Annotated in this window: 20 protein-coding genes; 10 read left to right on the top strand and 10 right to left on the bottom strand. The window is 72.2% G+C overall.

Annotation, left to right across the window (positions count from 1 at the left end; translation table 11 throughout):
• Positions 1-167 precede the first annotated feature (167 nt).
• From KUM40_RS36260 to KUM40_RS36245, 4 genes are all read left to right on the top strand, one after another.
• Positions 168-968 carry an ABC-2 family transporter protein gene (locus tag KUM40_RS36260; RefSeq protein ID WP_217170655.1) on the top strand — a complete coding sequence of 267 codons (801 nt, stop codon included), beginning with the start codon at positions 168-170 and terminating at the stop codon, positions 966-968.
• Positions 961-1803, top strand: a complete 843-nt coding sequence (locus KUM40_RS36255; protein ID WP_308401314.1) for an ABC transporter permease — start codon at positions 961-963, stop codon at positions 1801-1803. The genes KUM40_RS36260 and KUM40_RS36255 overlap by 8 nt, the downstream gene beginning before the upstream one ends.
• A gap of 66 nt (positions 1804-1869) precedes the next feature.
• Complete coding sequence (locus KUM40_RS36250; RefSeq protein WP_217170654.1) at positions 1870-2865, top strand: ATP-binding cassette domain-containing protein; 996 nt, start codon at positions 1870-1872, stop codon at positions 2863-2865.
• A 33-nt stretch (positions 2866-2898) separates the two neighbouring features.
• Positions 2899-3759 carry a DUF1707 domain-containing protein gene (locus KUM40_RS36245; protein WP_217170571.1) on the top strand — a complete coding sequence of 287 codons (861 nt, stop codon included), beginning with the start codon at positions 2899-2901 and terminating at the stop codon, positions 3757-3759.
• A gap of 251 nt (positions 3760-4010) precedes the next feature.
• Here KUM40_RS36245 and KUM40_RS36240 read toward each other — a convergent pair whose 3' ends face one another.
• The gene (locus KUM40_RS36240) at positions 4011-5375 is read right to left on the bottom strand and encodes an SGNH/GDSL hydrolase family protein (RefSeq protein WP_217170570.1); all 1365 of its coding nucleotides are present in this window, start codon (positions 5373-5375) and stop codon (positions 4011-4013) included.
• Between the two features lie 199 nt (positions 5376-5574).
• Here KUM40_RS36240 and KUM40_RS36235 point away from each other — a divergent pair, with 199 nt between their 5' ends.
• The 3 genes from KUM40_RS36235 to KUM40_RS36225 all read left to right on the top strand — a co-directional run bounded on the left by KUM40_RS36235 (position 5575) and on the right by KUM40_RS36225 (position 8947).
• Positions 5575-6963, top strand: coding sequence for a DUF445 domain-containing protein (locus KUM40_RS36235; RefSeq protein WP_254396211.1), 1389 nt, complete (start codon positions 5575-5577; stop codon positions 6961-6963).
• A gap of 115 nt (positions 6964-7078) precedes the next feature.
• A complete protein-coding gene (locus tag KUM40_RS36230) occupies positions 7079-8557 on the top strand; it encodes an MFS transporter (RefSeq protein ID WP_217170568.1) in 1479 nt (492 codons plus the stop codon).
• Between the two features lie 30 nt (positions 8558-8587).
• Positions 8588-8947 carry a VOC family protein gene (locus KUM40_RS36225; RefSeq protein WP_217170567.1) on the top strand — a complete coding sequence of 120 codons (360 nt, stop codon included), beginning with the start codon at positions 8588-8590 and terminating at the stop codon, positions 8945-8947.
• A gap of 21 nt (positions 8948-8968) precedes the next feature.
• Here the strand turns inward: KUM40_RS36225 and KUM40_RS36220 are convergent, their stop codons facing one another.
• Positions 8969-9271, bottom strand: a complete 303-nt coding sequence (locus tag KUM40_RS36220; protein ID WP_217170566.1) for a hypothetical protein — start codon at positions 9269-9271, stop codon at positions 8969-8971.
• 212 nt (positions 9272-9483) lie between these two features.
• On the opposite strand from KUM40_RS36220, the gene KUM40_RS36215 reads away from it, so the two are divergent.
• Both KUM40_RS36215 and KUM40_RS36210 read left to right on the top strand, forming a co-directional pair.
• Entirely contained in the window at positions 9484-10374 is an 891-nt protein-coding gene (locus KUM40_RS36215; protein ID WP_217170565.1) for an alpha/beta fold hydrolase, read from the top strand.
• Between the two features lie 122 nt (positions 10375-10496).
• Positions 10497-10970: a carboxymuconolactone decarboxylase family protein gene (locus KUM40_RS36210; protein ID WP_217170653.1), complete on the top strand. Its 474-nt coding sequence runs from the start codon at positions 10497-10499 to the stop codon at positions 10968-10970.
• A gap of 64 nt (positions 10971-11034) precedes the next feature.
• On the opposite strand, the gene KUM40_RS36205 is transcribed toward KUM40_RS36210, so the two are convergent.
• The 7 genes from KUM40_RS36205 to KUM40_RS36175 form a co-directional block, all read right to left on the bottom strand.
• Positions 11035-12261, bottom strand: a complete 1227-nt coding sequence (locus KUM40_RS36205) for a cytochrome P450 (protein WP_217170564.1) — start codon at positions 12259-12261, stop codon at positions 11035-11037.
• Positions 12262-12272: 11 nt separating this feature from the next.
• The gene (locus tag KUM40_RS36200; protein WP_217170563.1) at positions 12273-13505 is read right to left on the bottom strand and encodes a cytochrome P450; all 1233 of its coding nucleotides are present in this window, start codon (positions 13503-13505) and stop codon (positions 12273-12275) included.
• On the bottom strand, positions 13502-14122 hold the full coding sequence (locus KUM40_RS36195; protein ID WP_217170562.1) for an ATP/GTP-binding protein: 621 nt from the start codon (positions 14120-14122) through the stop codon (positions 13502-13504). Before KUM40_RS36195 ends, KUM40_RS36200 begins: the two co-directional genes overlap by 4 nt.
• Positions 14100-14453, bottom strand: coding sequence for a DUF742 domain-containing protein (locus KUM40_RS36190; RefSeq protein WP_217170561.1), 354 nt, complete (start codon positions 14451-14453; stop codon positions 14100-14102). Before KUM40_RS36190 ends, KUM40_RS36195 begins: the two co-directional genes overlap by 23 nt.
• Complete coding sequence (locus tag KUM40_RS36185; RefSeq protein ID WP_217170560.1) at positions 14450-14872, bottom strand: roadblock/LC7 domain-containing protein; 423 nt, start codon at positions 14870-14872, stop codon at positions 14450-14452. Before KUM40_RS36185 ends, KUM40_RS36190 begins: the two co-directional genes overlap by 4 nt.
• Positions 14873-14874: 2 nt before the next feature.
• Positions 14875-16872 (bottom strand): sensor histidine kinase, encoded by a 1998-nt coding sequence (locus tag KUM40_RS36180; protein ID WP_254396210.1) that lies wholly within the window; start codon positions 16870-16872, stop codon positions 14875-14877.
• A gap of 446 nt (positions 16873-17318) precedes the next feature.
• Entirely contained in the window at positions 17319-18011 is a 693-nt protein-coding gene (locus KUM40_RS36175; protein ID WP_217170559.1) for a TetR/AcrR family transcriptional regulator, read from the bottom strand.
• Between the two features lie 99 nt (positions 18012-18110).
• Between KUM40_RS36175 and KUM40_RS36170 the strand changes: the two genes are divergently transcribed.
• The gene (locus KUM40_RS36170; RefSeq protein WP_217170558.1) at positions 18111-18992 is read left to right on the top strand and encodes an SDR family oxidoreductase; all 882 of its coding nucleotides are present in this window, start codon (positions 18111-18113) and stop codon (positions 18990-18992) included.
• Positions 18993-19143: 151 nt separating this feature from the next.
• On the opposite strand, the gene KUM40_RS36165 is transcribed toward KUM40_RS36170, so the two are convergent.
• Positions 19144-20887: hypothetical protein (locus KUM40_RS36165; RefSeq protein ID WP_217170557.1), on the bottom strand; the 1744-nt coding region annotated here is incomplete at its 5' end.

Raw genomic sequence — 20887 nt, 5'->3', positions numbered from 1 at the left:
GTCGTCTGGCGACGTCTGAGGTTCTTCTGATGAAGACTCTCGCACCGGGCGTTCCGTTCCCACTCGACGGCACACCCGTGAAATTCCGTGGCACCGGCCGTCGCGGTCGGACTAGGCTCCTGCGCTTTGGTGCCGATCGGAGGGGGAGGGCTGTGGATGTGGCCCCTGTGGGCTCCGGGCGGCTGTACGTGGCCGTCGCGGCGGGTGGATTTCGACGGTACGCGACGTATCGGGCGGCCACCGCGGCCGGGGTGTTCACCAACACGGTCTTCGGATTGATCCTGGTATACACCTATCTGGCCCTGTGGGACGAGAAACCGCAGCTCGGGGGGTACGACCAGGCGCAGGCCGTGACCTTCGTGTGGCTGGGGCAGGCGCTGCTGGCGGCGCTGGCGATCGGGGGCGGCGGGTTCGAGGACGAGTTGATGGAGCGCATCCGTACGGGTGATGTCGCCGTCGATCTGTACCGTCCGGTGGACCTTCAGATGTGGTGGCTGGCGGCGGACGTGGGGCGGGCGGTGTTCCAGTTGCTGGGGCGCGGGGTGCTGCCGTTCGCGTTCGGGTCGCTGGTCTTCCCGGTGGCGCTGCCGCGGGAGGTGTCCGTGTGGGCGGCGTTCCTGGTGGCGGTGGTGCTGGCGGCGGTGGTCAGTTTCGCGCTGCGGTATCTGGTGGCGCTCTCGGCGTTCTGGCTGATGGACGGCATGGGGGTGACGCAGATGGCGTGGCTCGCGGGATTCTTCTGCTCGGGGATGCTGCTTCCGCTGAACGTGTTCCCGGGTGCGCTCGGTGAGGTGGTCCGGATGCTGCCGTGGTCGTCGCTGCTCCAGGCGCCGGCGGACGTGCTCCTCGGTGAGACCGACGCGCTGGGGACGTTCGTCTTCCAGGCCGGGTGGGCGGCGGCGCTGCTGGCGGTGGGGCGGCTGATGCAGTCGGCGGCGACGCGACGGGTGGTGGTCCAGGGTGGCTGAGACGGCGCGGGTGGCCGGGGAGCGCGGGCGGGTCGCGGAGGGGGTGCGCGCGTACGGCCTGATCGCCACGATGTGGATCAGGTCGACGATGGCGTACCGGACGTCGTTCGCGCTGACGACGTTCGGGAACTTCGCGGCGACCGCGCTGGACTTCGTGGCGATCCTGCTGATGTTCTCCCGTGTCGACGCGCTGGGTGGCTGGTCGCTGGGCGAGGTGGCGTTCCTGTACGGGGCGGCCGGGGTCTCCTTCGGGCTGGCCGATCTGGCGGTCGGCTCGATGGAGCGGCTGGGCCGGCGGGTGCGCGACGGCACGCTGGACACGCTGCTGGTGCGCCCGGCGCCGGTGCTGGCGCAGGTGGCGGCGGACCGGTTCGCGCTGCGCCGGCTGGGCCGGCTGGCGCAGGGGGTGCTGGTGCTGGTCTACGCCCTGGTGCTGCTGGACATCGACTGGACGGCGGCGAAGCTGCTGCTGATGCCGGTGATGCTGCTCGGCGGGGCCGGGATCTTCTGCGCCGTGTTCGTGGCGGCGGCGGCGTTCCAGTTCGTGGCGCAGGACGCGTCGGAGGTGTCGAACGCGTTCACCTACGGCGGGACGACGATGCTGCAGTATCCGCCGACGGTGTTCGCGCTGGACCTGGTGCGGGGGGTGACCTTCGTGATGCCGCTGGCCTTCGTCAACTGGCTGCCGGCGGGTTATGTGCTGGACCGGCCCTTCCCGCTGGACCTGCCGGAGTGGGTGGCCTTCACGTCGCCGCTCGTGGCGGTGGCCTGCTGTGCGCTGGCGGGGCTGGCCTGGCGGGCGGGGCTTCGTTCGTACCGGAGTACAGGGAGCTGAGGGCGTGCGGGAGCAGAGGGAGCAGAGGGAGCAGAGGGAGCTGAGGGTGTGAGGGAGCAGACGGCGATGACCGAGGTGGACACCGCCGCGCCGCAGGGCGCGGCCTTCATCGAGCTGACCGGCGTCGAGAAGGTCTTCGACGTGCGCAAGAAGACCGGCTTCATGAAGCGGGAGCGGCGTGAGGTGCGGGCCGTGGACGGGCTGTCGTTCACGGTGGCGCGGGGCGAGATGGTCGGCTACATCGGGCCGAACGGTGCCGGGAAGTCGACGACGATCAAGATGCTCACCGGCATCCTGACGCCGAGCGGCGGCCGGCTGCGGGTGGCCGGGATCGACCCGTCCCGGGAGCGGACCCGGCTGGCGCAGCGTATGGGGGTCGTCTTCGGGCAGCGGACGACGCTGTGGTGGGACCTGCCGCTGATCGACTCCTACCGGCTGATGCACCGCATGTACCGCATCCCGGACGCCCGTTACCGCGTGAACCTGGACCGCTGTGTCGAACTCCTCCAGCTCCAGGAGCTGCTGGACGTGCCGGTGCGACAGTTGTCGCTGGGGCAGCGGATGCGCGGGGACATCGCGGCGGCGCTGCTGCACGACCCGGAGGTGCTGTACCTGGACGAGCCGACGATCGGCCTGGACGTGGTGTCCAAGGCCAAGGTGCGGGGGTTCCTGCGGGACTTGAACGCCGAGCGCGGCACGACGGTGCTGCTGACCACGCACGACCTCCAGGACATCGAGCAGTTGTGCTCGCGGGTGATGGTGATCGACCACGGGCGGCTGATGTACGACGGTCCGCTGGCCGGTCTGCACGAGGTGGGGGAGAGCGAACGCACTCTGGTGGTGGACCTGGAGCGGGAGTTGCCGCCGATCGAGGCGCCGGAGCCTGCGCGGGTGGTGCGGGTGGAGGGGCCGCGGCAGTGGCTGGCGTTCCCGGCGTCGGCTTCGGCGGCGGGGCTGGTGGCGCGGATCGCGGCGGAGTATCCGCTGGTGGACCTGTCGGTGCGGGAGCCGGACATCGAGTCGGTGATCGCGAAGATGTACGCGGAACGCGCGGGCGCGTAGTGTCCGGCGCGGTGACCTCGTAGGCTGCTGTACATGACCGACGACGCCCCGGAACTCCGCGCATCCGACGCCGACCGTGAACGAGTCGCCGAGGTCCTGCGGGACGCCCTCGCGGAGGGGCGCCTGGACATGACCGAGTTCGAGGAGCGGCTGGACGCCACGTACAGCGCGCGGACCTACGGCGAGCTGGCGCCGATCACCAGGGACCTGCCGGCCGGTACGGCGGTCGAGATGCCCAGGGTGTCGATGACCAAGGAGCCCGAGCGGCGCGGTGAGGGCTGGGCGGGCCGGATCACCGGCCGTGAGGGCTCGTCGTCGTGGGCGGTCGCCGTGATGTCCGGCTTCCAGCGCAAGGGGCGCTGGACGGTGCCGAAGCGGTTCAACTCCTTCTCGTTCTGGGGCGGCGGGGAGATCGACCTGCGCGAGGCGGACTTCTCGGACCGCGAGGTCGTGATCAACTGCGTGGCGATCATGGGCGGGATGCAGGTGACCGTGCCGCCGGGCATCGAGGTCGTAGTGCGCGGCATCGGGATCATGGGCGGCTTCGACCACCGCGAGGAGGGTGTCCCAGGGGATCCGGGCGCCCCGCGCGTGGTCGTGACGGGCTTCGCCTTCTGGGGCGGCGTCGGCGTCGAGCGCAAGATGGCGCGGGCGGAGCGGCAGCGGCTGAAGGAGGAGCGCCGGCAGGAGAAGCTGGACCGCAGGGCCGAGATGCGGGAGCTGCACTCCTCCTTCCGGGAGGACGTGGAGGGGGCCCACGACAGGATGCTGGAGGGCCACCGGGACATGCTGCGCGAGCACCATGACCAACGCCGCGAGCAGCGCGACGAACGCCGTGAGCAGCGCGAACTGCGCCGCGAGGACCGGGACCGCCGCAGGCGCGGCGAGGACTGAGCGGGGCGAGGTCGTTCCCGCCGGTCCAGCCGGGTCCTGCCGGGTCCTGCCGGTCCAGGTCGGCTTCCGCCGGTCCCGCAGGGTCCCGCCGGCCCCTGCGCCTCGATGGGCGCAGCGACGAGCGCCGCGAGTAGCGCGAACTGCGCCGGGAGGACCGGGACCGCCGCAGGCGCGGCGAGGGTTGAGCCGGGCGAGGTCGTTCTCGCCGGTCCCGCCGGGTTCCGCCGGGCCCCGTTGAGTCCCGCCGGCCCCTACGCCGCGATCGGAGCGGCCCCCTTCAGTGTGTCCAGGTCGAGGATCTCGCCCATGCGCGCGTATCCCTTGTCGCTGGGGTGCAGGTGGTCGCCGCTGTCGTAGTCGGAGCGGAACCGGCGTGGGTCGTAGGCGTCGCGCAGGGCCTTGTCGAAGTCGACGACCGCGTCGAAGACCCGGCCGGAGCGGATCTCCTCGTTGATCTCCTGCCGCATCGTCTCCCGGGCCTCCGTGTAGCCGCCGTAGCCGCCGAACGGCATGATCGTCGCGCCGACGGCCTTCAGTCCCCGGGCGTGCGCCTGGTCGACCAGGGTGCGCAGGCCGGTGAGGATGGCGTCGCGGTCGGCGAGTTCGGGGCTGTGCAGGATGTCGTTCACGCCGAGGACGATGACGACGACCTTGACGTTGGTGCGGCTCAGTACGTCCCGCTCGAACCTGCTGAGCGCGCTCGGGTTGTCGGCGGGCCGCCCCGTCCTGCTGGTCAGGACGCGGTTTCCGCTGATGCCCTCGTTGACGACGCTGTAGTGGGGCGCGTCCTCGCCGGCGTCCGCCGCGTCGTGCAGCCGCCCGGCGAGGATGTCGGGCCAGCGGTGGTTGGCGCCGACCTCGGACCCGAAGCCGTCGGTGATCGAGTCGCCGAACGCGACGACGGTGCCGTCGGCCTCGTGGCTCAGTACGTCCAGCGCGGTCAGGTAGCGCCAGTACGGCGTCGGCGTGGTGTAGGCGACGCCGGTGACGCCCGCCGTGCGGTCGCCGTCGGCGAGGTAGCTGGTCTGCCGGGCCTGCGGGTGGTAGGTCACCGGCCCGGACGGGATGGGGGAGTACGTGGTGACCAGGACGTCCGCACCGTAGGGGACGGCGATGCGGGCGATGTCGCTCATCACCTGTCCGCCCGCCGGGATGATCACCCGCGCGCTGCCGCCGAAGGTCAGCCGGCGCATGGTGTCGGCGATCGCGGCGGCGGTGTCGGGTCCTGCGGCCAGGGCGATGGAGGCGTGCGTGACGGTCAGCGGGGACTGCCCGTAGAGGTTGGACAGGGTGATCCGCGCGCTGGTGCCGCCGATGCTCGTGTGCACGACGTTGCGCACGGAGCGGCCCGCCATGCCGGTCGTCTCGGTGCCCGGCTCGGCGGCGGCGGGCGAGGTGGCCCAGGCGCCGACCCAGGTGCCCGTGGAGGCGGGGGCGACGTCACCCCGCGGGAGACGGCCGCCGGCGAGCGGTGTGCGGTCCCTGCCGCCGCCGTCCGCGGACACTCCGGCGTATATGGCCGCGGAGATCGCCACTATCAGGGTGACGATCGCCGCGAGCAGGGCACGGTGCTTGGTGGGAGGCGCCCCCGCACCTCCGTCACGACCCCGGGTCATGCTGTGTTGTTCTCCTCGGGCGAGGGGAGCCCCGAGGCTCCGGTCCGATGAACCCATGATGCGTCATGGGGCGGGGAAAGGCCGCAGGAGCCCCGGGCGTTCCCCCTTCCGGACAGACGCCGGGAACTTGTGTTCCGTTCCAGGAGTCGGTCAGGAAGGGACAATGTGTGCGGGACGGATCAGCGAACGGGTGGAGCGGATGGAACGCACGAAGGCGGAACTTCCCGGCGGTGCCGGCGGTTCCGGAGGGGCGGGCGGTTCCGGAGGGGCCGCGGAGGGCGCGGGGACCGGTGCTCCCGCCGCGGGGGCGTACCGCGACCGCGCGATGACCTCCTTCAGCCCGGCCGACGAGGAGAAGCGCCGCGGCGTGCGCCGTATGAAGCTCACCGCCACCGGCATGCTGCTGTTCGTGGCCGTGGTGTACGTCCTGGCCGAGTGGGCCTCCCACCGCGGCGCGGGCGCCTGGGCGGGCTATGTGTCGGCCGCCGCGGAGGCCGGGATGGTCGGCGCCCTCGCCGACTGGTTCGCGGTCACGGCCCTGTTCCGGCACCCGCTCGGCATTCCCATCCCGCACACCGCGATCATCCCCAAGAAGAAGGACCAGCTCGGTGTCTCGCTCGGCGAGTTCGTCGGCGAGAACTTCCTCTCCGAGGACGTCGTACGCCAGCGGCTGCGCGCCGTCGGCATCGGCAGCCGGCTCGGCGCCTGGCTCGCCGTGCCCGAACACGCCGACCGGGTGACGGCCGAGCTGTCCGCCGCCCTGCGCGGCGCCCTCACCGTGCTGCGGGACTCCGACGTGCAGGCGGTGGTCGGCGAGGCGATCACGCGCCGTGCCGACGCCCAGGAGATCGCCCCCGGCATCGGCAAGATGCTGGACCGGGTCGTCGCCGACGGCGGCCACAGACGCGCCGTCGACCTGATCGTCTCCCGCGCCCACGACTGGCTGATCCTGCACGGCGACTCCGTGATGGACGCCGTACAGGGCGGGGCACCCGGGTGGACGCCCCGGTTCGTCGACAAGCGGATCGGCGACCGCGTCTACAAGGAGCTGCTGCGCTTCGTCACCGAGATGCGCGACATGCCCGCCCACCCCGCGCGCGGCGCCCTCGACCGGTTCCTCACCGACTTCGCCTCCGACCTCCAGTCCGACACGGACACGCGCGCGCGTGTGGAGCGGCTGAAGACCGAGGTGCTGGGCCGCGGTGAGGTCCAGGATCTGATCGCGTCCGCCTGGACGGCCGTACGATCCATGATCGTCTCGGCGGCGGAGGACGAGCGCAGCGAACTGCGCCTGCGGGTCCGGGCCTCGCTGCTGTCCCTGGGCGCCCGGATGGCCTCCGACCCCAAGGTGCAGGGCAAGGTCGACGGGTGGGTGGAGGGCGCCGCGGTGTACGTGGTCACCACCTACCGCAAGGAGATCACCTCGCTGATCACGGACACGGTGGCGAGCTGGGACGCGGAGCACACCACGAAGAAGATCGAGGCGAACATCGGCCGCGACCTCCAGTTCATCCGCATCAACGGCACGGTGGTCGGTTCGCTGGCCGGGCTGCTGATCTACACGGTCTCCCGCATGCTGGGGGCGTAGCCCCCGTCCGACGGGCCCCGGGCCTCTCGCAGGCCTCCCGGCGCGGTGGCGTGTTCCTCCCGGTGCCGGGCACACGGGAGGCGTTCGCTCGGCGGAGCCCGACGGAGAGGGAGCCATGGCAGCGGAAGCGTCGTCGTCGGGCTCGGTGCCCGCCTCCACCGGTACCGTCACCACGGCCGTCCCGGCCCGTCTGGACCGGCTGCCCTGGTCGCGATGGCACTGGATGATCGTCATCGGCCTGGGCACCGTCTGGATCCTGGACGGCCTCGAGGTCACGATCGTCGGCAATGTCGCCGGGCGCATCGCCGAGGACGGCAGCGGCCTCGACATCAGCTCGGCCCAGATCACCGGCCTCGCCGCCGCCCTGTACGTGGCGGGCGCGTGCTCCGGGGCGCTGTTCTTCGGCTGGCTGACCGACCGGCACGGCCGCCGGAAGCTGTTCATGATCACACTGGTGGTCTATCTGGCGGCGACCGCGCTGACCGCGCTCTCCTTCGAGTCCTGGTGGTTCTTCCTCTTCCGCTTCCTCACCGGCTTCGGCATCGGCGGCGAGTACGCGGCGATCAACTCCGCGATCGACGAGCTGATCCCGTCCCACTACCGGGGCCGGGTCGACCTGATCATCAACGGCAGCTACTGGCTGGGCGCGATCGGCGGCGCGCTGCTGTCCATCGTGATGCTGGACACCGACATCTTCGCCAAGGACCTCGGCTGGCGGCTCAGCTTCGCCATGGGTGTGCTCCTGGGCCTGGTGGTGCTCCTGGTGCGGCGGCACGTCCCGGAGAGCCCACGGTGGCAGTTCATCCACGGCCAGGGCGAGAAGGCCGACAGACTCGTCTCCTCCGTCGAACGGGAGATCGAGGCGGAGAAGGGCGAGAAACTGCCGCCACCGGCCGGTGAGATCACCATCCACCAGCGCAAGAGCATCGGCTTCGGCCTGATCGCCAAGACCGTCTTCCGCCGCTACCCGCGCCGCGCGGTCCTCGGCCTCTCCCTCTTCATCGGCCAGGCCTTCCTCTACAACGCCATCACCTTCGGCTTCGGCACCATCCTCATCACGTTCTTCGACGTGCCGACCGGCAGCACCGGCTACTACTTCGCCGTCATCGCCGCCGGAAACTTCTGCGGCCCGCTGCTCCTCGGCCACCTCTTCGACACGGTCGGCCGCCGGATCATGATCTCCAGCACCTATCTGATCTCCGGCATCCTGCTCTTCGGCACGGCCTGGCTCTTCGACCGCGGCTCGCTGACGGCCAGCACGATGACGGCCTGCTGGTGCGTGGTGCTGTTCTTCGCCTCGGCGGGCGCCTCCAGCGCGTACCTGACCGTCTCCGAGATCTTCCCCATGGAGACCCGCGCGATGGCCATCGCCTTCTTCTACGCTCTCGGTACCGCCGCCGGCGGTATCAGCGGCCCGCTGCTCTTCGCGAACCTGACGGAGTCCGGCGTGGTCGGCGACACTGTCCTGGCCTTCCAGATCGGCGCGGGACTGATGTGCGCGGCCGGGCTGGTGGCGGCGTTCCTCGCGGTCAAGGCGGAACGCCGTTCGCTGGAGGACATCGCGGAACCGCTGTCGACGGTGGCGGAGCGGTGAGGAGCCGAGAGAATGGGTGAGGAGCCCCCGATGAGCATCCGAAGGATCGTCCCCAACATCCACGTCGAGGCCGAGGAGCAGTGGCAGACGAGCCGTGACTTCTACGGCCTGCTCGGCTTCGAGGAGGTCATGGACATGGGCTGGGTGACGACCCTGGCCTCCCCGTCCAACCCCACCGCCCAGATCAGCCTCTTCACCGAGGAACGCACCGCGCCCGTCGTCCCCGACCTGAGCGTGGAGGTCGAGGACGTGGACGCGGTGTACGACCAGGTGGTCGCGTCGGGCGCCGAGATCGTACGGGAGCCGCAGGACGAGGAGTGGGGCGTACGGCGCTTCTTCGTACGGGATCCGAACGGCCGCGTGATCAACGTCCTGACCCACATGTCCTGACCGGCGTCGGCCGCGCGGTGCTCAGGCCCGCCGGTCGGCGACCGCCCACGAGGCCAGCGCCACCGCACCGGCGACACCGAACACGGCGGGCCAGGCGCCCACCTTCTTGGCCAGCGGGTGGGACCCGGCGAACCCGGCGACGTACGCGGCGCTCAGCGCGCCCGCGGCCCGGCCGCCCGCCCGCTCCCGCCACTGCTGCGCGGCAGCCGCCCCGGCCACGGCGAGCACGACCCCGCCGAGCTGCCGCTTCTTCGTCCAGCGGGCCACGCCGTACCCGCCGACGAGACCGCCCGCGGCCACCACCGAGCTGGGAACCTTCGCCATGCTGCCTCCTGCTCCTGCTGCCGCACCGACTTCTGGAACCGAGGCTAATCCTCACCGGGCACGGCGCTCGCGCCGGGGTGAGCGCCGCCCGATTGGCCGAACATCGTGCCCTGAGCGCGACACCTCGGGGTATCCGCCCAGTTGAGGAGCGGGGACGGTGGTCAGGTGGACAGGTGGAACGTGAACGAGGGAAACGAGGGAGCAGCAAGCCGATGAGTACGCAGAGTCCCGGCACCGACCGGCCGGACCGGTCCCGCGCCCGGTCGGTCCGGGTGGACGGCGCCCGCGTGGCCTGCTGGGAGTCGGGGCCGCCCCACGCCGAGCCCGTGCTGCTCCTGCACGGCTACCCGGCCGACCACCGCTGCTGGCGCCACCAGATCCCACCTCTGTCGGTCCGGCACCGCGTCGTCGCCCCGGACATCCTCGGCTGGGGCGCGTCCGACCGACCGCTGCACCTGTCCTTCGACTACGACACGGAGGTCGCCCGGCTCGGCCGGCTGCTGGACGCGCTCGGGCTGGACTCGGTGAACCTGGTCGGCCACGACTACGGCGGCTTCCTCGCCCTCGGCTTCGCCGAGACCCACCCCGGGCGGGTGCGCCGGCTGGCGATCCTCAACAGCCGCGCGCAGGCCACGTTCACCCGCCGCTGGTACGCCGCGTTCAGCCTGGTCGGCCTCGCCGGACGCAGCCCCGTACTCCGCCGCCCGGCGATGCGCCTGCCCTACGCCGCCATCCACCGCCGTTCCTTCGCGCCGCTCGTGCGCGCCGGACACCTGGACGTCGACGTCCTGGAGGGCTACGTCGGCTGGATGGACACCCCACAGGGCCGCCGCTGGCTGCTCCACTACTTCGGCGACTACCGCACCCCGCCCCGCCCCGAGCTGCGCCGGGGCCTCGCCGGCATCTCCTGCCCGACGGCGGTCGTCTGGGGCCGCGCGGACCCGTACCTGAGCCCCGCGATCGCGACCGAGCTGGCCGGGGCCGTGCCCCGCGCCGAACTGACGATGCTGGACGACGCGGGCCACTGGGTGATGGACGAACGCCCGGACGCCGTGACGGCGGCACTGGGCCGGCTGATGGAACGCACTACTCCAAACGGGTGAGACGCAGGTCACAGACGCGCCCTTGCCCGGCCTGTCACATCCCACCCCCGTCGGTCCGTCGTAGCTGTGTAGGCCGACAGCCAGCGACCAATCACCAATGACCAATGACGGAGGAACTCATCATGGAAGCGCGCCTCAACCTGTTCGCCAACCCGCTCGCGGGCAAGCTCCTGCGGCACATCAACTCCGCGGGCAAGACCGTGGGCGAATCCACTCTGCCCGCCGCGACCCAGGAGCTGGTCAAGATCCGTGCCAGCCAGATCAACGGCTGCGGCTTCTGCCTCGACATGCACACCAAGGACGCGGCGAAGGCGGGAGAGACCTCGCTGCGCATGAACCTGATCGCCGCCTGGCGGGAGGCCAAGGTCTTCACCGACGCCGAGCGCGCCGCCCTGGAACTGACCGAGCAGGGCACCCGCATCGCCGACGCCGGCGGCGGTGTCACCGACGAGGCCTGGGCGAACGCCGCCGAGCACTACGACGAGGAGCAGCTCACCGCCCTGGTCGGGCTGATCGCCATCATCAACACGTACAACCGTATGAACGTCATCACGCAGCAGCCGGCGGGCGACTACGAGCCGGGAATGTTCGGCTGAAGCCCGGCCCGCCAGCCTGCTGGCCCGTTGGCCCATCGGCCCCCGGTGTCCCGCTGCCCGCCGTTCAGTCGGCGTGCAGCAGGACCGGGAGCCGCTGGTGGCCGTTGCTGATCAGGGAGGGCACGGGCGGCAGTTCCTCCGCGGGGTCGGCGAGGCGTATGTCGGGGAAGCGGCCGAAGAGGCTCTCCAGGGCGAGGGTCACCTCCATGCGGGCCAGCGGCGCGCCCAGGCAGAAGTGGACGCCGTGACCGAAGGCCAGGTGCTCCTTGACCGTGCGTGTCGCGTCGAACGTGTCGGCGTCCTCGTGCCAGTCCGGGTGGCGGTTGGCGGCGGCGTACGAGGCGAGGATCGCCTCCCCGCGGGCGATGGTCCGCCCGTCCGGCAGGGCGACGTCGGTGACCGCGTACCGCAGGGGCAGGTGCTTGACCGCCGGTTCGTGGCGCAGCGTCTCCTCGACCACGTCCGCCCAGGTGACCTCGCCCTTGCGGACCAGTGCGAGCTGGTCGGGGCGGGTCAGCAGGGTGTGCGCGGCCTGGTCGATGACGTTGACGGTGGTCTCGTAACCGGCGCTGATCATCAGCAGCAGGGTGTCGCGCAGCTCCGCGGGGGAGAGGCGGGCGCCGTCCTCCTCGTCGTCCCGCGCGGCGATGAGCAGGGACGTCATGTCGTCGCCCGGGGTGGCGCCCTTCGCGGCGATCAGCTCGTCCAGAACCCCGTACAGGCGGGCGGTGTTGGCCTGTGCCTCGCTCTGGTCCAGGGTGGTGTCGAAGACTCCGTCGACGAGGGCGCGGAAGCCCTCCCGCCGGTCCTCGGGCACGCCCATGAGGTGACCGATCACCGCGATGGGCAGCGGGTAGGCCAGCTCCTGCCGCAGGTCGACCGGCTCACCGGCGGGGAGGTCCGCGAGGCGGTCGACGAGCCCGGTCACCATCTCCTCGACGGCAGGGCGCATCGCGGCGATGCGACGGGCGCTGAAGGCGGGTGCCACCAGCCGGCGCAGCTTGCGGTGATTGGGTCCGTACGCGGTGAACATGTTCTCCACCGCCACCCACAGGGCGAGCGGCCAGGTGCCGACCACCTCGCCGAAGGCGGGCCAGTGCGCCCGGGCGTCCTTGGAGACGTCGGGGCTGGTGAGCAACTGTTTGAGGAGGGCGGGATCGGTGATCGACCAGGCCTCCACCCCGAGGACGTCCACGCGTGTCGCCGGGCCGCCCTCCCGCAGGGCACGGTGCTCGGCGTGGTGACCGGCGCCGGTGGGGTCGAGGACGAGGACGGGCTGCTGGGTCGCCATGGCCTGGCTCCTTAGTGTGCGGCGTGGTGTACGGCGGGGAAGGTGACGGGCAGGGATTCCAGGGCGCGGTGGAACGGGCCGGGGCGCCAGGTCAGTTCGGCGAGCGGCCGGGCGAGGTCGGTCCGGGGCAGCGCGTCCAGGAGGTGGGTGACCGCGGTCTCCGCGATGAGGTAGGCGTGCGAGCGGGCGGGGCAGGTGTGCGGGCCGATGCTCCAGGCCAGATGGGCGCGGTTGCCGGCGTGGTGGCCCGCGGGAATGCCCTCGGTGAGGGCCGGGTCGTTGTTCGCGGCCGCCATGGAGATCACGACCGGCTGGTCGGCGGGCAGCAGCACCCCCTCCACGTCGATGGGGTACGGGGGATAGGAGATGCAGTAGTTCGCCATCGGCGGGTCGGTGTAGAGGACGGCGTCGAGGGCGTCGCGCACCGTGGACAGACCGGCGTGCAGGTCCGCGGAGAACTCGTCGTCGGTGAGGATCTTCAGGATCGTGTTGCTGATCAGGTTGGTCAGGGGCTCGATCCCGGCGCCGTAGAGCGTGACGAGCTGATGGCCCATCTCCTCGTCGCTCAGTTCGGCGGGGTGGAGGGTCAGGCGGGACGTGATGTCGTCGCCGGGGTGGAGCCGGCGCAGGGTCACGAGGTCGGACACGGCCTGGGCGAGGATCTGGTTGCCCTGGTCGGCGTTGGTGGTGTCGAAGATCTTCGCCATGCCGTCGGCGATGCGCTGCCCGATCTCGTCCGGGCAGCCGAGCAGCGCGCTCAGCACGCTGAAGGCGATGGGGAACGAGTACTGCGTGAGCAGGTCCGCCGAGCCGACGCCGCGGAACCCGTCGATGGCACCGTCGGCGACCTTCTCGACCAGGGCCCGCAGCCCGTGCTGGTCGACGTGGTCGATGGCCTGGGTGTTCGCGGCCCGGTAGCGGGCGTGTTCGGCGCCGCCCGAACGCAGCGCGTTGGGCCGCCACTCCATCATCGGCCGCACCGGGCAGGTCGCCGGGATCAGCTTCTCCCAGGCGCGGGGGTCGGCCGGGAAGTGCAGCGGGTCGTTGAGGATGCGGCGGGCCTGGTAGTAGCCGATCACCAGCGTCGCGGGGACCCCGGGCGCCAGGTCGACGGGGACGAGCGGGCCGTGGGTGCGCCGCATGCGCCGGTAGGCGGCGTGCGGGTCGTCGGCGAACTCCGGGGCGTACAGGGCGATCCGGCCCGGTGGGGTGGTCGGCGCGGGCTCGGTGGAGGGCAACGTCATCGGCGGGACTCCAGGAGGGCGGCTGAACGGTGTGCGGAGAGGTACTCCGTGAGCGTGATCAGGGCGTGCAGGGAGGACGTGCGGTCGCGGGCGTCGCACACCGTCAGGGGCGTGGCGGGTTCGAGGGCCAGCGCCTCGCGCAGTTCGGGCTCGGGGTAACCCGGGGCGCCGGGGAAGGTGTTGATGGCGACGGCGTACGGGATGCCCGCGCCGTCCAGCAGACCGAGGGCGTCGTGGGAGGCGTCGAGGTCGCGGGTGTCGGCCAGCACGAGACAGCCGAGGGCGCCCTGGGCCAGGTCCTCCCACAGCGGCTGGAAACGGGACTGCCCCGGCAGCCCGAACAGGTACAGCGCGAGCCGCCCGTCGGCCAGGTGGATGCGGCCGAAGTCCATCGCCACGGTGGTCGTCGTCTTGTGCGGGGTGCCGCGCAGGTCGTCCACACCGGCGCTGGCCTGCGTGATCGGTTCCTCCATCCGCAGCGGCCGCACCTCCGAGACGCTGCCGATGAATGTCGTCTTGCCGACGCCGAAGCCCCCCGCGACCACGATCTTGGCCGACCGCGTCACCGTGGCCGGGACGTAGGCGACGGGCGGGTCAGACCATGGAGCGGAGCCCACGGAGTACCTCCTGCAACAGGTCGAAGTCGGGTTCGTCGTCGGCCGCGGGGACCGGGCTCGAGAGGTGGCCGGAGTCCATCAGCGAGGAGACGAGGATGCGGACCGTGGAGGGCGGCAGTTCCAGCGCGGCGGCGATGTCGGCGACGGCCAGGCCGCCGTCCGCGCCCGCGAACAGCCGCATCACCCGGCGGGCGTCCGGGCCGAGGGTGTCCGTGGGACCGGTCGCGGCGATGACCACGCTCTCCAGGCGAACGTCCTCGCGTGCGCGGATCCGGCCCTGGGTGCGGACGTAGGGCCTGACCATGTCGGGGTCACGCCGCGGCCCGCTCATACCGGTGAGCCGCCTTCCGCGACCGGGACGCGCTCCTCCGTGGTCAGCTCGTGTCCGACCCGGGTGGCGAGGCGCACCATGTGGTGGGAGATCAGCCCGACGTCGGCGTCCGGGCCCGTGGTGCACACCGACAGCATGGTGTTCTTCGCGGCGGTGGTCGTCAGGCCGATGCAGCCGACCGACTCGATCAGCAACTGGCGCATGCCCGCACCGCCGGTGAACTCGTCCCAGGCCTTGCCCGCCGCCCGCAGCGCCGCCGTCAGCGCGGCGAACTTCTCCCCGTCGTCCTGGCCGATCGTCACGGTCCGGGCCTTCAACAGGCCGTCGCTGCTCATCAGTACGGCGTAGCGGACGCCTTCGACGGTGCCGAGTTCCTGGTCGAGCAGCCAGCCCAGGCTGTTGGTGTGTGTGTCTTGCACGATCAGTGTCCTTCGTCGTGAGCGGCGTCGCGGCCGGCGGTGTGCGTGGCGTCGGCGCCGGTGTCGGCGGGTCCGGCCTCCCCCTGCCGACCGAGGCGGGTCCCCGCCGCCCAGGCCGCGGCGACGGTGGGCCGGCCGGGCTCGGTGTCGTCCGATGCGGCGGGCCGCCGCGCCGGGGCGGGCGCGGTGGAACGCCGCCGGACGGTCAGACCGCTGGCGGTGGTGGTCGCGGGCGCGGCGGCCGGTTCCGGAGCGGGGGTCGGTTCGCCAGCGGGATGCGGGGCGGGCGATCCGCCCTCGGGCCCGTGCTCCCTGGGCCAGCGCTCCCCGGACCTGTGCTCTCTGGGCCCGTGCTCTCTGGGCCCGTGCTCCGGTACGGATTCCGACCCCGAATCCGGTCGCGGTGGCTCCGCGGCGAGAGCCACCGCGGGCTCCGCGTCGGGGGCCGGCGGCGCGGGTTCGGCGACCAGGGCCGACGGCGCGAAGTCGGCGCCGACCGGGGCGACGCCGGTCGCGGCGGCGGATGCGGGGGCGGGTGTGGCGTCGGGCTGGGCGGCAGGTACGGCGGTGGGTGTGGCGGCCGGGGTCGACGGTGCGAGGCCGCGGCCGGTCGGGGCGCCCGTCGCGGCGGCGGGTGTGGCGGTGGGCTCGGCCGCGGGTTGGGCGGTCACGGGGCCGGGCTGGGCGGCAGGTTTGGCGCCGGGCACGGCGGCGGGCTGGGCGGTCACGGCGCCGGGCACGGCGGCAGGTACGGCGCCGGGTACGGCCGCGGGTACGGCGGTAGGCACGGCGCCGGGCTGGGCGCCGGGCACGGCCGCTGGCACGGCGGCGGCCGGGGCGGCACGTATGGCGCCCGGCACGGCGGCGGGTGTGGTGGCCGGATGGGTCGTCGCCGGGTCGGCGAGCAGGTTCTTCGGCAGGACGACCATGGCCCGGGTTCCCTGGTAGATGTTCGGCGCGGTCAGCTCGACGCGGAAGCCGTAGCTCTCCGCCAGCAGGGACGCCACGCGCAGCCCGGTCTGGGGGTGGGCGCCCAGCCGGGTGATGTCGTCGCGCTGCTCGCCGGACATCACGTCACTGGCCCACAGCAGCCGCTCGTCGTCCATGCGCAGTCCCGCGTCGTCCACGATCAGGAAGCAGGCGTGGTGCCCCTGTTCGAGCGAGACGTGGACACTGGCGGCGGGCGGCGAGTAGCGCAGCGCGTTGTCCAGGAGTACGGCGAGCGCGTGCACGATCGCCTCCACCGCGCGGCCCTCGACCACGACGGATCCCATCTCGGGGTGCTTGATCCGCTCGTACCCCTCGATGCGGCCCATGGCGGCGCGCACGATGTCGGTCAGCGTGGTGGCGGGCCAGCGCCGGGACAGCTTGTCCCCGGCGAGTACGGAGTACCCCGACGCCGTGAGCAGCATCTGCTGCGCGAGGTGGTCGATCTCCACCAGCGTCGCGTACGCCTCGTCCGAGATGTGCCGCCGTACGCCGTGGCTGACGGCCCGGCCCAGCCTCGCCGACCGCGCCACGACGTTGTTGGCGAAGCCGCGCACGGCGGCCCGGGCCACGCCGACGGACTCGTGCCGTACCTGTGCGATCCGCAGCTCGGTGTCCTGCCGTACGTGGTCGGCGGTCCGGGCCGCGGCCTGCCCGGCGGCCGTCCGCTCCTGGGCCCGTACGTCCTCCACCGCGGCGGCGACCGACCCGGGGACGGCCCGCAGCCGCTCGGCGAGCGGGGTCCCCTCGAGCTGCGCCGGCACCAGCAGCCCGCCCTCGGGGCCCGCAGCCCCCCGCCCGTCCTTCGCTGCTGCCGCCGCCGGGATCACGGTGGTCGTGAGGTGCTGCACGCACTGCTCGGCCGCGACGAGTTGCAGGGTGAGCCGGTCGGCGTGCTCGCGCAGCAGCTCGGCCCGGCGCCGGGCCTGCCCGCCCTTGCGCCGGAAATGCCACGCGGCCCCGACCGCGGCCACCGCCAGCGCCGCGGTGGCGGTCAGTATCAGTTCAGTCATCAGGTCCTCACGGATCGGAAGCCGTCGGTGTGGGGGAGGGAGGCCGAGGCGCGGAGGGGCCGAGCAAGGGGTGAGGCGGAGGGCGCCGGGGGCCGGCGGCGGTGATGCCCGCGAGCCTCAACAGGCCGGAACGACCCGGCGGCGGCGAGAGCGCACGACATGGATCTCCAGGGAACACGCGAGGGCCGGTACGAGCAGAGGGGGCGACGACGACGCGGACTCGAAACGGACCAGGACCGCGCACCCGAGCCGCCTCGAACACCCGTATCCACGACCGGCGTTCGACGTACGGGAAGGGACCCTACCGCTTGTGCTCACACCTCGTGTCAGCCTCGTGACTGCAAGCCGGAGCCACCGGAGGTTTGACGCGAAAAATGCCCGGATGGCAGTCGAACACCTGTGGCTGAAAAGGGCGTTGGCCCCGCCCGCGGAACTTTGGTAGAGGATCAGCCGTCGTCGGCGAGGCGCCTCAGCCACTCGCTCAGCAGCCGCTGCTCCGCGTCGCTGAGCGCCGTCTGGTCGGGGAGGGCGGCGCGCAGGGCGCGGGCGGCGCCCGCCGGGCCCGCGTCCCGTACGGCCGGACGTTCGCGGGTGACGGCGGCGACCATGGACTCCCGCAGGGTGGTGAACAGGGCCGGGTCGCGCCGGTCCGCGGGCAGGGACAGCCAGGTGAGCACCGCGCCGCGTGCCGTGGCGTGAATGATCTGGGCCGCCAGCTCCTCGTCCACGCGCAGCCAGCCACCGGCGGCGAGGCGCCGGATCCGGCCCATGAGGACCTCCATGCCGGTCCTGAAGGCGGCCGACCCCGTTCTGGTGGGCTCGGTGTACATCAGCGTGTACAGCGCGGGATTGGCCAGACCGAACTCGACCGCGACGTCCCAGCCGGCCCGCAGGTCCGCGATGGGGTCCGGCGGGTCGGGGTCGACGCGCTTGCCGGCGAGGAAGGTCGCGAAGCCGTGCTCGGCCACCGCGTCCAGCAGCCCGTCCTTGTCGCCGAACAGCCGGTAGATGGCCGGCGGCTGCAGCCCCGCCGCCTCGGCGACCGCGCGCGTGGTGACCGCGTCGCGCCCCCCGCGCGTCAGCAGGCCGATGGCGGCCTCGATGACCCGCTGCCGGGTCTGGTCGGAACGAGATGGCATGAATCAACGATATCGCGTCAGTGTTCCCATCGTAATTATCGGTGTTACCGTGGAAGTGATTCCGCTGGAAACAAACCTCTGTGAACACTGGAGCGAATCATGATCATCGTGACTGGAGCCACCGGCAAGCTGGGCCGTCAGATCGTCGAGCACCTGCTCAACCGGGTGCCGGCGGACCAGATCGGCGTCAGCGTCCGCGATCCGGAGAAGCCGCAGGCGCGGGCCTTCGCCGACCAGGGCGTGCGGGTACGGCGGGGCAGCTTCACGGACGCCGCGAGCCTCGCCCACGCCTTCGAGGGCGCCTCGCAGGTCCTCGTCGTGTCCGTGGACAAGATGGGCGAGGAGTGCGTCAAGCAGCACCGGGCCGCGATCGAGGCGGCCGTCACGGCGGGCGCCCGCCGCATCCTCTACACCAGCCAGATGGGAGCCGGTGAGGCGTCACACTTCCAGTCCTGCCGCGACCACGCCGCCACCGAGGAGATACTGCGCGAGAGCGGCGTGCCGTACACCTCGCTGCGCAACGGCTTCTACGCCGCCAGCGCCGCGCTCTTCCTCGAACGCGCGGTGGAGTCCGGCCAGATCGTGCTCCCCGCCGACGGACCGGTCGCCTGGACCGCCCACGCCGACCTCGCCGAGGCGACGGCCGCCATCCTGGCCGACGAGGGCTGCTTCGAGGGCCCCACCCCGCCGCTCACCGGCTCCCGGGCGCTCACCTTCGACGACATCGCGGGCATCGCCACCGAGGTGACCGGCCGCACCTTCACCCGCACCACCGCACCCGACGCCCCGTTCCGGGACCAACTGGTGGGCAACGGCGTCCCCGCGGAGTCGGCCGACCATCTCCTGGGCATCTTCGCCGCCGCCCGCGCGGGCGAGTTCTCCATGGTCGACTCGACCCTGGCCGAGCTGCTGGGCCGGGAGCCGATCGGCCTGCGGGAGGCGCTGGGGGAGACGCTGCGCGAGCAGCCGTCCGCCGGCTGATCCGACCGACCGATTCGACCGGCCGGTGCTGCGGCGGCGGTGCTCCGGGGGCGGTGCTACGGGCGGCAGGTGCTGCGGGCCGGGAGCGGGGCTGTCATCGCAGGCACCCCGCCCCGTCTCGCCCCGCTCCAACCCGCTCCAACCCGCTCCCTCACGATCCGGAGCTGAGCTGGTCCGTGATCTCCTTGATCCAATCGTTCTTGCCCGCCGGGTCCATGAGGCTCGCCTCCCACGGCCCCTGTTCCATCTTGTGCTTCTCGGGGCCGCACTTGATCGCTACCAGCAGGTCCAGGGCGGAGCGGCGCAGTTCGGGCGCCGTGTCGGGGCTCGAGGCCATGTTGTAGATCTTGTGCGCCGCCAGTTGGCGCTCGTGCCTCGACACCTTCTTCCAGACCTTCATGGCGTGCTTCAGCGATTCCCAGGTGGGCTGGGCCACCGGCGTTTCCTCGCCCTCCGGCGTGTAACGCTCGGGGTGGTGGGCCTCCTGGAAACGCTTGGTGGCCGCCCGGCCTCCCTTGTAACCGGCGACGGTGACGACGAGGCCCGCCCCCACCCCGGCGATGATCCAACCGGCCGGGTTGGACGCCAGAGCTCCCGTGGCGACGATGGCCACGGTGGCGATGCCGCCCGCGCCCTTGAGGCCCTCGCCCACGACGCCGCCCCCCGCCTCCTTGGCGATCTTGGAGACTTGCTTCTTCTTCGCGAGCTTCGTGGTGCCGGTCAGAGTTTCCAGGTCTCGCACGACCCTGAGGTGGGCGATTTTGGCCTGGGTCTCGAGCTGCGCCGCCGCCTCGTAGTCGGCCGCGGTGGCGTCGAGCGCGGGCCTCCACTCCTCCAGTGGGCGACCGGCGTTGTCCGCCGCGAGCGCCGTGACGGCCTCGTACGCGGTTTTGGCGTTCCGCTCCGCGGTGTTCGCCTCGGCCTCCAGTCGGCCCAGCAGTTCGGCGTGGGTGACGTTGGCATCTCCGAGCCTCTTCAGGTTCCTGTGCTTGCGGGACGCTCCCCCGACCTTGCCGACGGCCCGGATGCTCTTCGCCAGACCTGCGACGGCGCTGAGAACACCGCTCGCTTCGGCGGAGGCCGCGGTGCTTGCCACGCCCTGGAGCTTGACCGCGTCCTTGGCGATGGCGCCGGCGTTGGCACCCGTACTGGCGACACTGACGCCCGCGTCGGTCGCCTTGGTCTTGCCCTTCTTATGTGCGTTGTGGTAGCCGGCTCCGCTCCCCTTCCGCAGGGCTGTCCTCAGATTCCTGAACGAATCCGCGACGCTGGCCCCGAAGGAGAGGAGCTCCGTGCCGGCGCTCAGCGATGCGCCGGAGACCCCCGCGGCGGAGGCGTCGTGCTTCAGGGCGGAGGCGTCCGCGGCGGCGGCCGTGTCGTTCTTCGGGGCGGAGGACGCTGCGGCGGTGGCCTCCTGGCCGAGGCCGGCGGCGGTGGGGGCCTGGAAACCCTTGCCCAAGGCGTCCGCGGGGTCGAGGACCCTCTTCCCCTGGTCCGCGTTCTCGGCGACTGCCTTCAGGCGCTCACTCCTGGCCTCCGACCTGGCCTCGGCGGCGGCGCGGCGTGCCTCTTCGGCCTCGCGTTCTTCGGCGGCGGTGCGTGCTTCGTCCCTGGCCGTGTCGACGTGTTCTTGGAAGCCGGGGTCGACTTCCATGCCCTGGGTGCCGGTTTCGGAGCCGCGTCGAGTGAGGCCTGCGGGGTCGGGCCGGGTGCCGGAGTCTGAGCCGCGTCGGGTGCGTCCCGACGGAGGGAAGCGGGCCACGAGGGCGGCGATGCGTGCCTCTTCGGCGGTGGCGCGTTCGGCGGCGAGGCGTGCTCTCTCCGCGGCCGCGCGTTCTTCGGCGAGGCGTGCTTCCTCTTCTTCGGCGGCCCGGCGTCCTTCTTCGGCGGCACGT

The sequence above is a fragment of the Streptomyces sp. AC512_CC834 genome (assembly GCF_019049325.1).
Lineage (GTDB): Bacteria > Actinomycetota > Actinomycetes > Streptomycetales > Streptomycetaceae > Streptomyces.
The sequence above is the reverse complement of the archived record's forward strand: the minus strand, read 5'-3'. Positions and strand labels throughout refer to the sequence as shown.

Excerpts from the sequence above, each read along its gene's own strand:
- KUM40_RS36210 (WP_217170653.1), top strand. The coding sequence starts at position 10,497 with ATGGAAGCGCGCCTCAACCTGTTCGCCAACCCGCTCGCGGGCAAGCTC.
- KUM40_RS36205 (WP_217170564.1), bottom strand. The coding sequence starts at position 12,261 with ATGGCGACCCAGCAGCCCGTCCTCGTCCTCGACCCCACCGGCGCCGGT.
- KUM40_RS36225 (WP_217170567.1), top strand. The coding sequence starts at position 8,588 with ATGAGCATCCGAAGGATCGTCCCCAACATCCACGTCGAGGCCGAGGAG.
- KUM40_RS36235 (WP_254396211.1), top strand. The coding sequence starts at position 5,575 with ATGGAACGCACGAAGGCGGAACTTCCCGGCGGTGCCGGCGGTTCCGGA.
- KUM40_RS36215 (WP_217170565.1), top strand. The coding sequence starts at position 9,484 with ATGAGTACGCAGAGTCCCGGCACCGACCGGCCGGACCGGTCCCGCGCC.
- KUM40_RS36240 (WP_217170570.1), bottom strand. The coding sequence starts at position 5,375 with ATGACCCGGGGTCGTGACGGAGGTGCGGGGGCGCCTCCCACCAAGCAC.
- KUM40_RS36200 (WP_217170563.1), bottom strand. The coding sequence starts at position 13,505 with ATGACGTTGCCCTCCACCGAGCCCGCGCCGACCACCCCACCGGGCCGG.
- KUM40_RS36180 (WP_254396210.1), bottom strand. The coding sequence starts at position 16,872 with ATGACTGAACTGATACTGACCGCCACCGCGGCGCTGGCGGTGGCCGCG.
- KUM40_RS36190 (WP_217170561.1), bottom strand. The coding sequence starts at position 14,453 with ATGAGCGGGCCGCGGCGTGACCCCGACATGGTCAGGCCCTACGTCCGC.
- KUM40_RS36175 (WP_217170559.1), bottom strand. The coding sequence starts at position 18,011 with ATGCCATCTCGTTCCGACCAGACCCGGCAGCGGGTCATCGAGGCCGCC.
- KUM40_RS36220 (WP_217170566.1), bottom strand. The coding sequence starts at position 9,271 with ATGGCGAAGGTTCCCAGCTCGGTGGTGGCCGCGGGCGGTCTCGTCGGC.
- KUM40_RS36245 (WP_217170571.1), top strand. The coding sequence starts at position 2,899 with ATGACCGACGACGCCCCGGAACTCCGCGCATCCGACGCCGACCGTGAA.
- KUM40_RS36250 (WP_217170654.1), top strand. The coding sequence starts at position 1,870 with ATGACCGAGGTGGACACCGCCGCGCCGCAGGGCGCGGCCTTCATCGAG.
- KUM40_RS36170 (WP_217170558.1), top strand. The coding sequence starts at position 18,111 with ATGATCATCGTGACTGGAGCCACCGGCAAGCTGGGCCGTCAGATCGTC.
- KUM40_RS36230 (WP_217170568.1), top strand. The coding sequence starts at position 7,079 with ATGGCAGCGGAAGCGTCGTCGTCGGGCTCGGTGCCCGCCTCCACCGGT.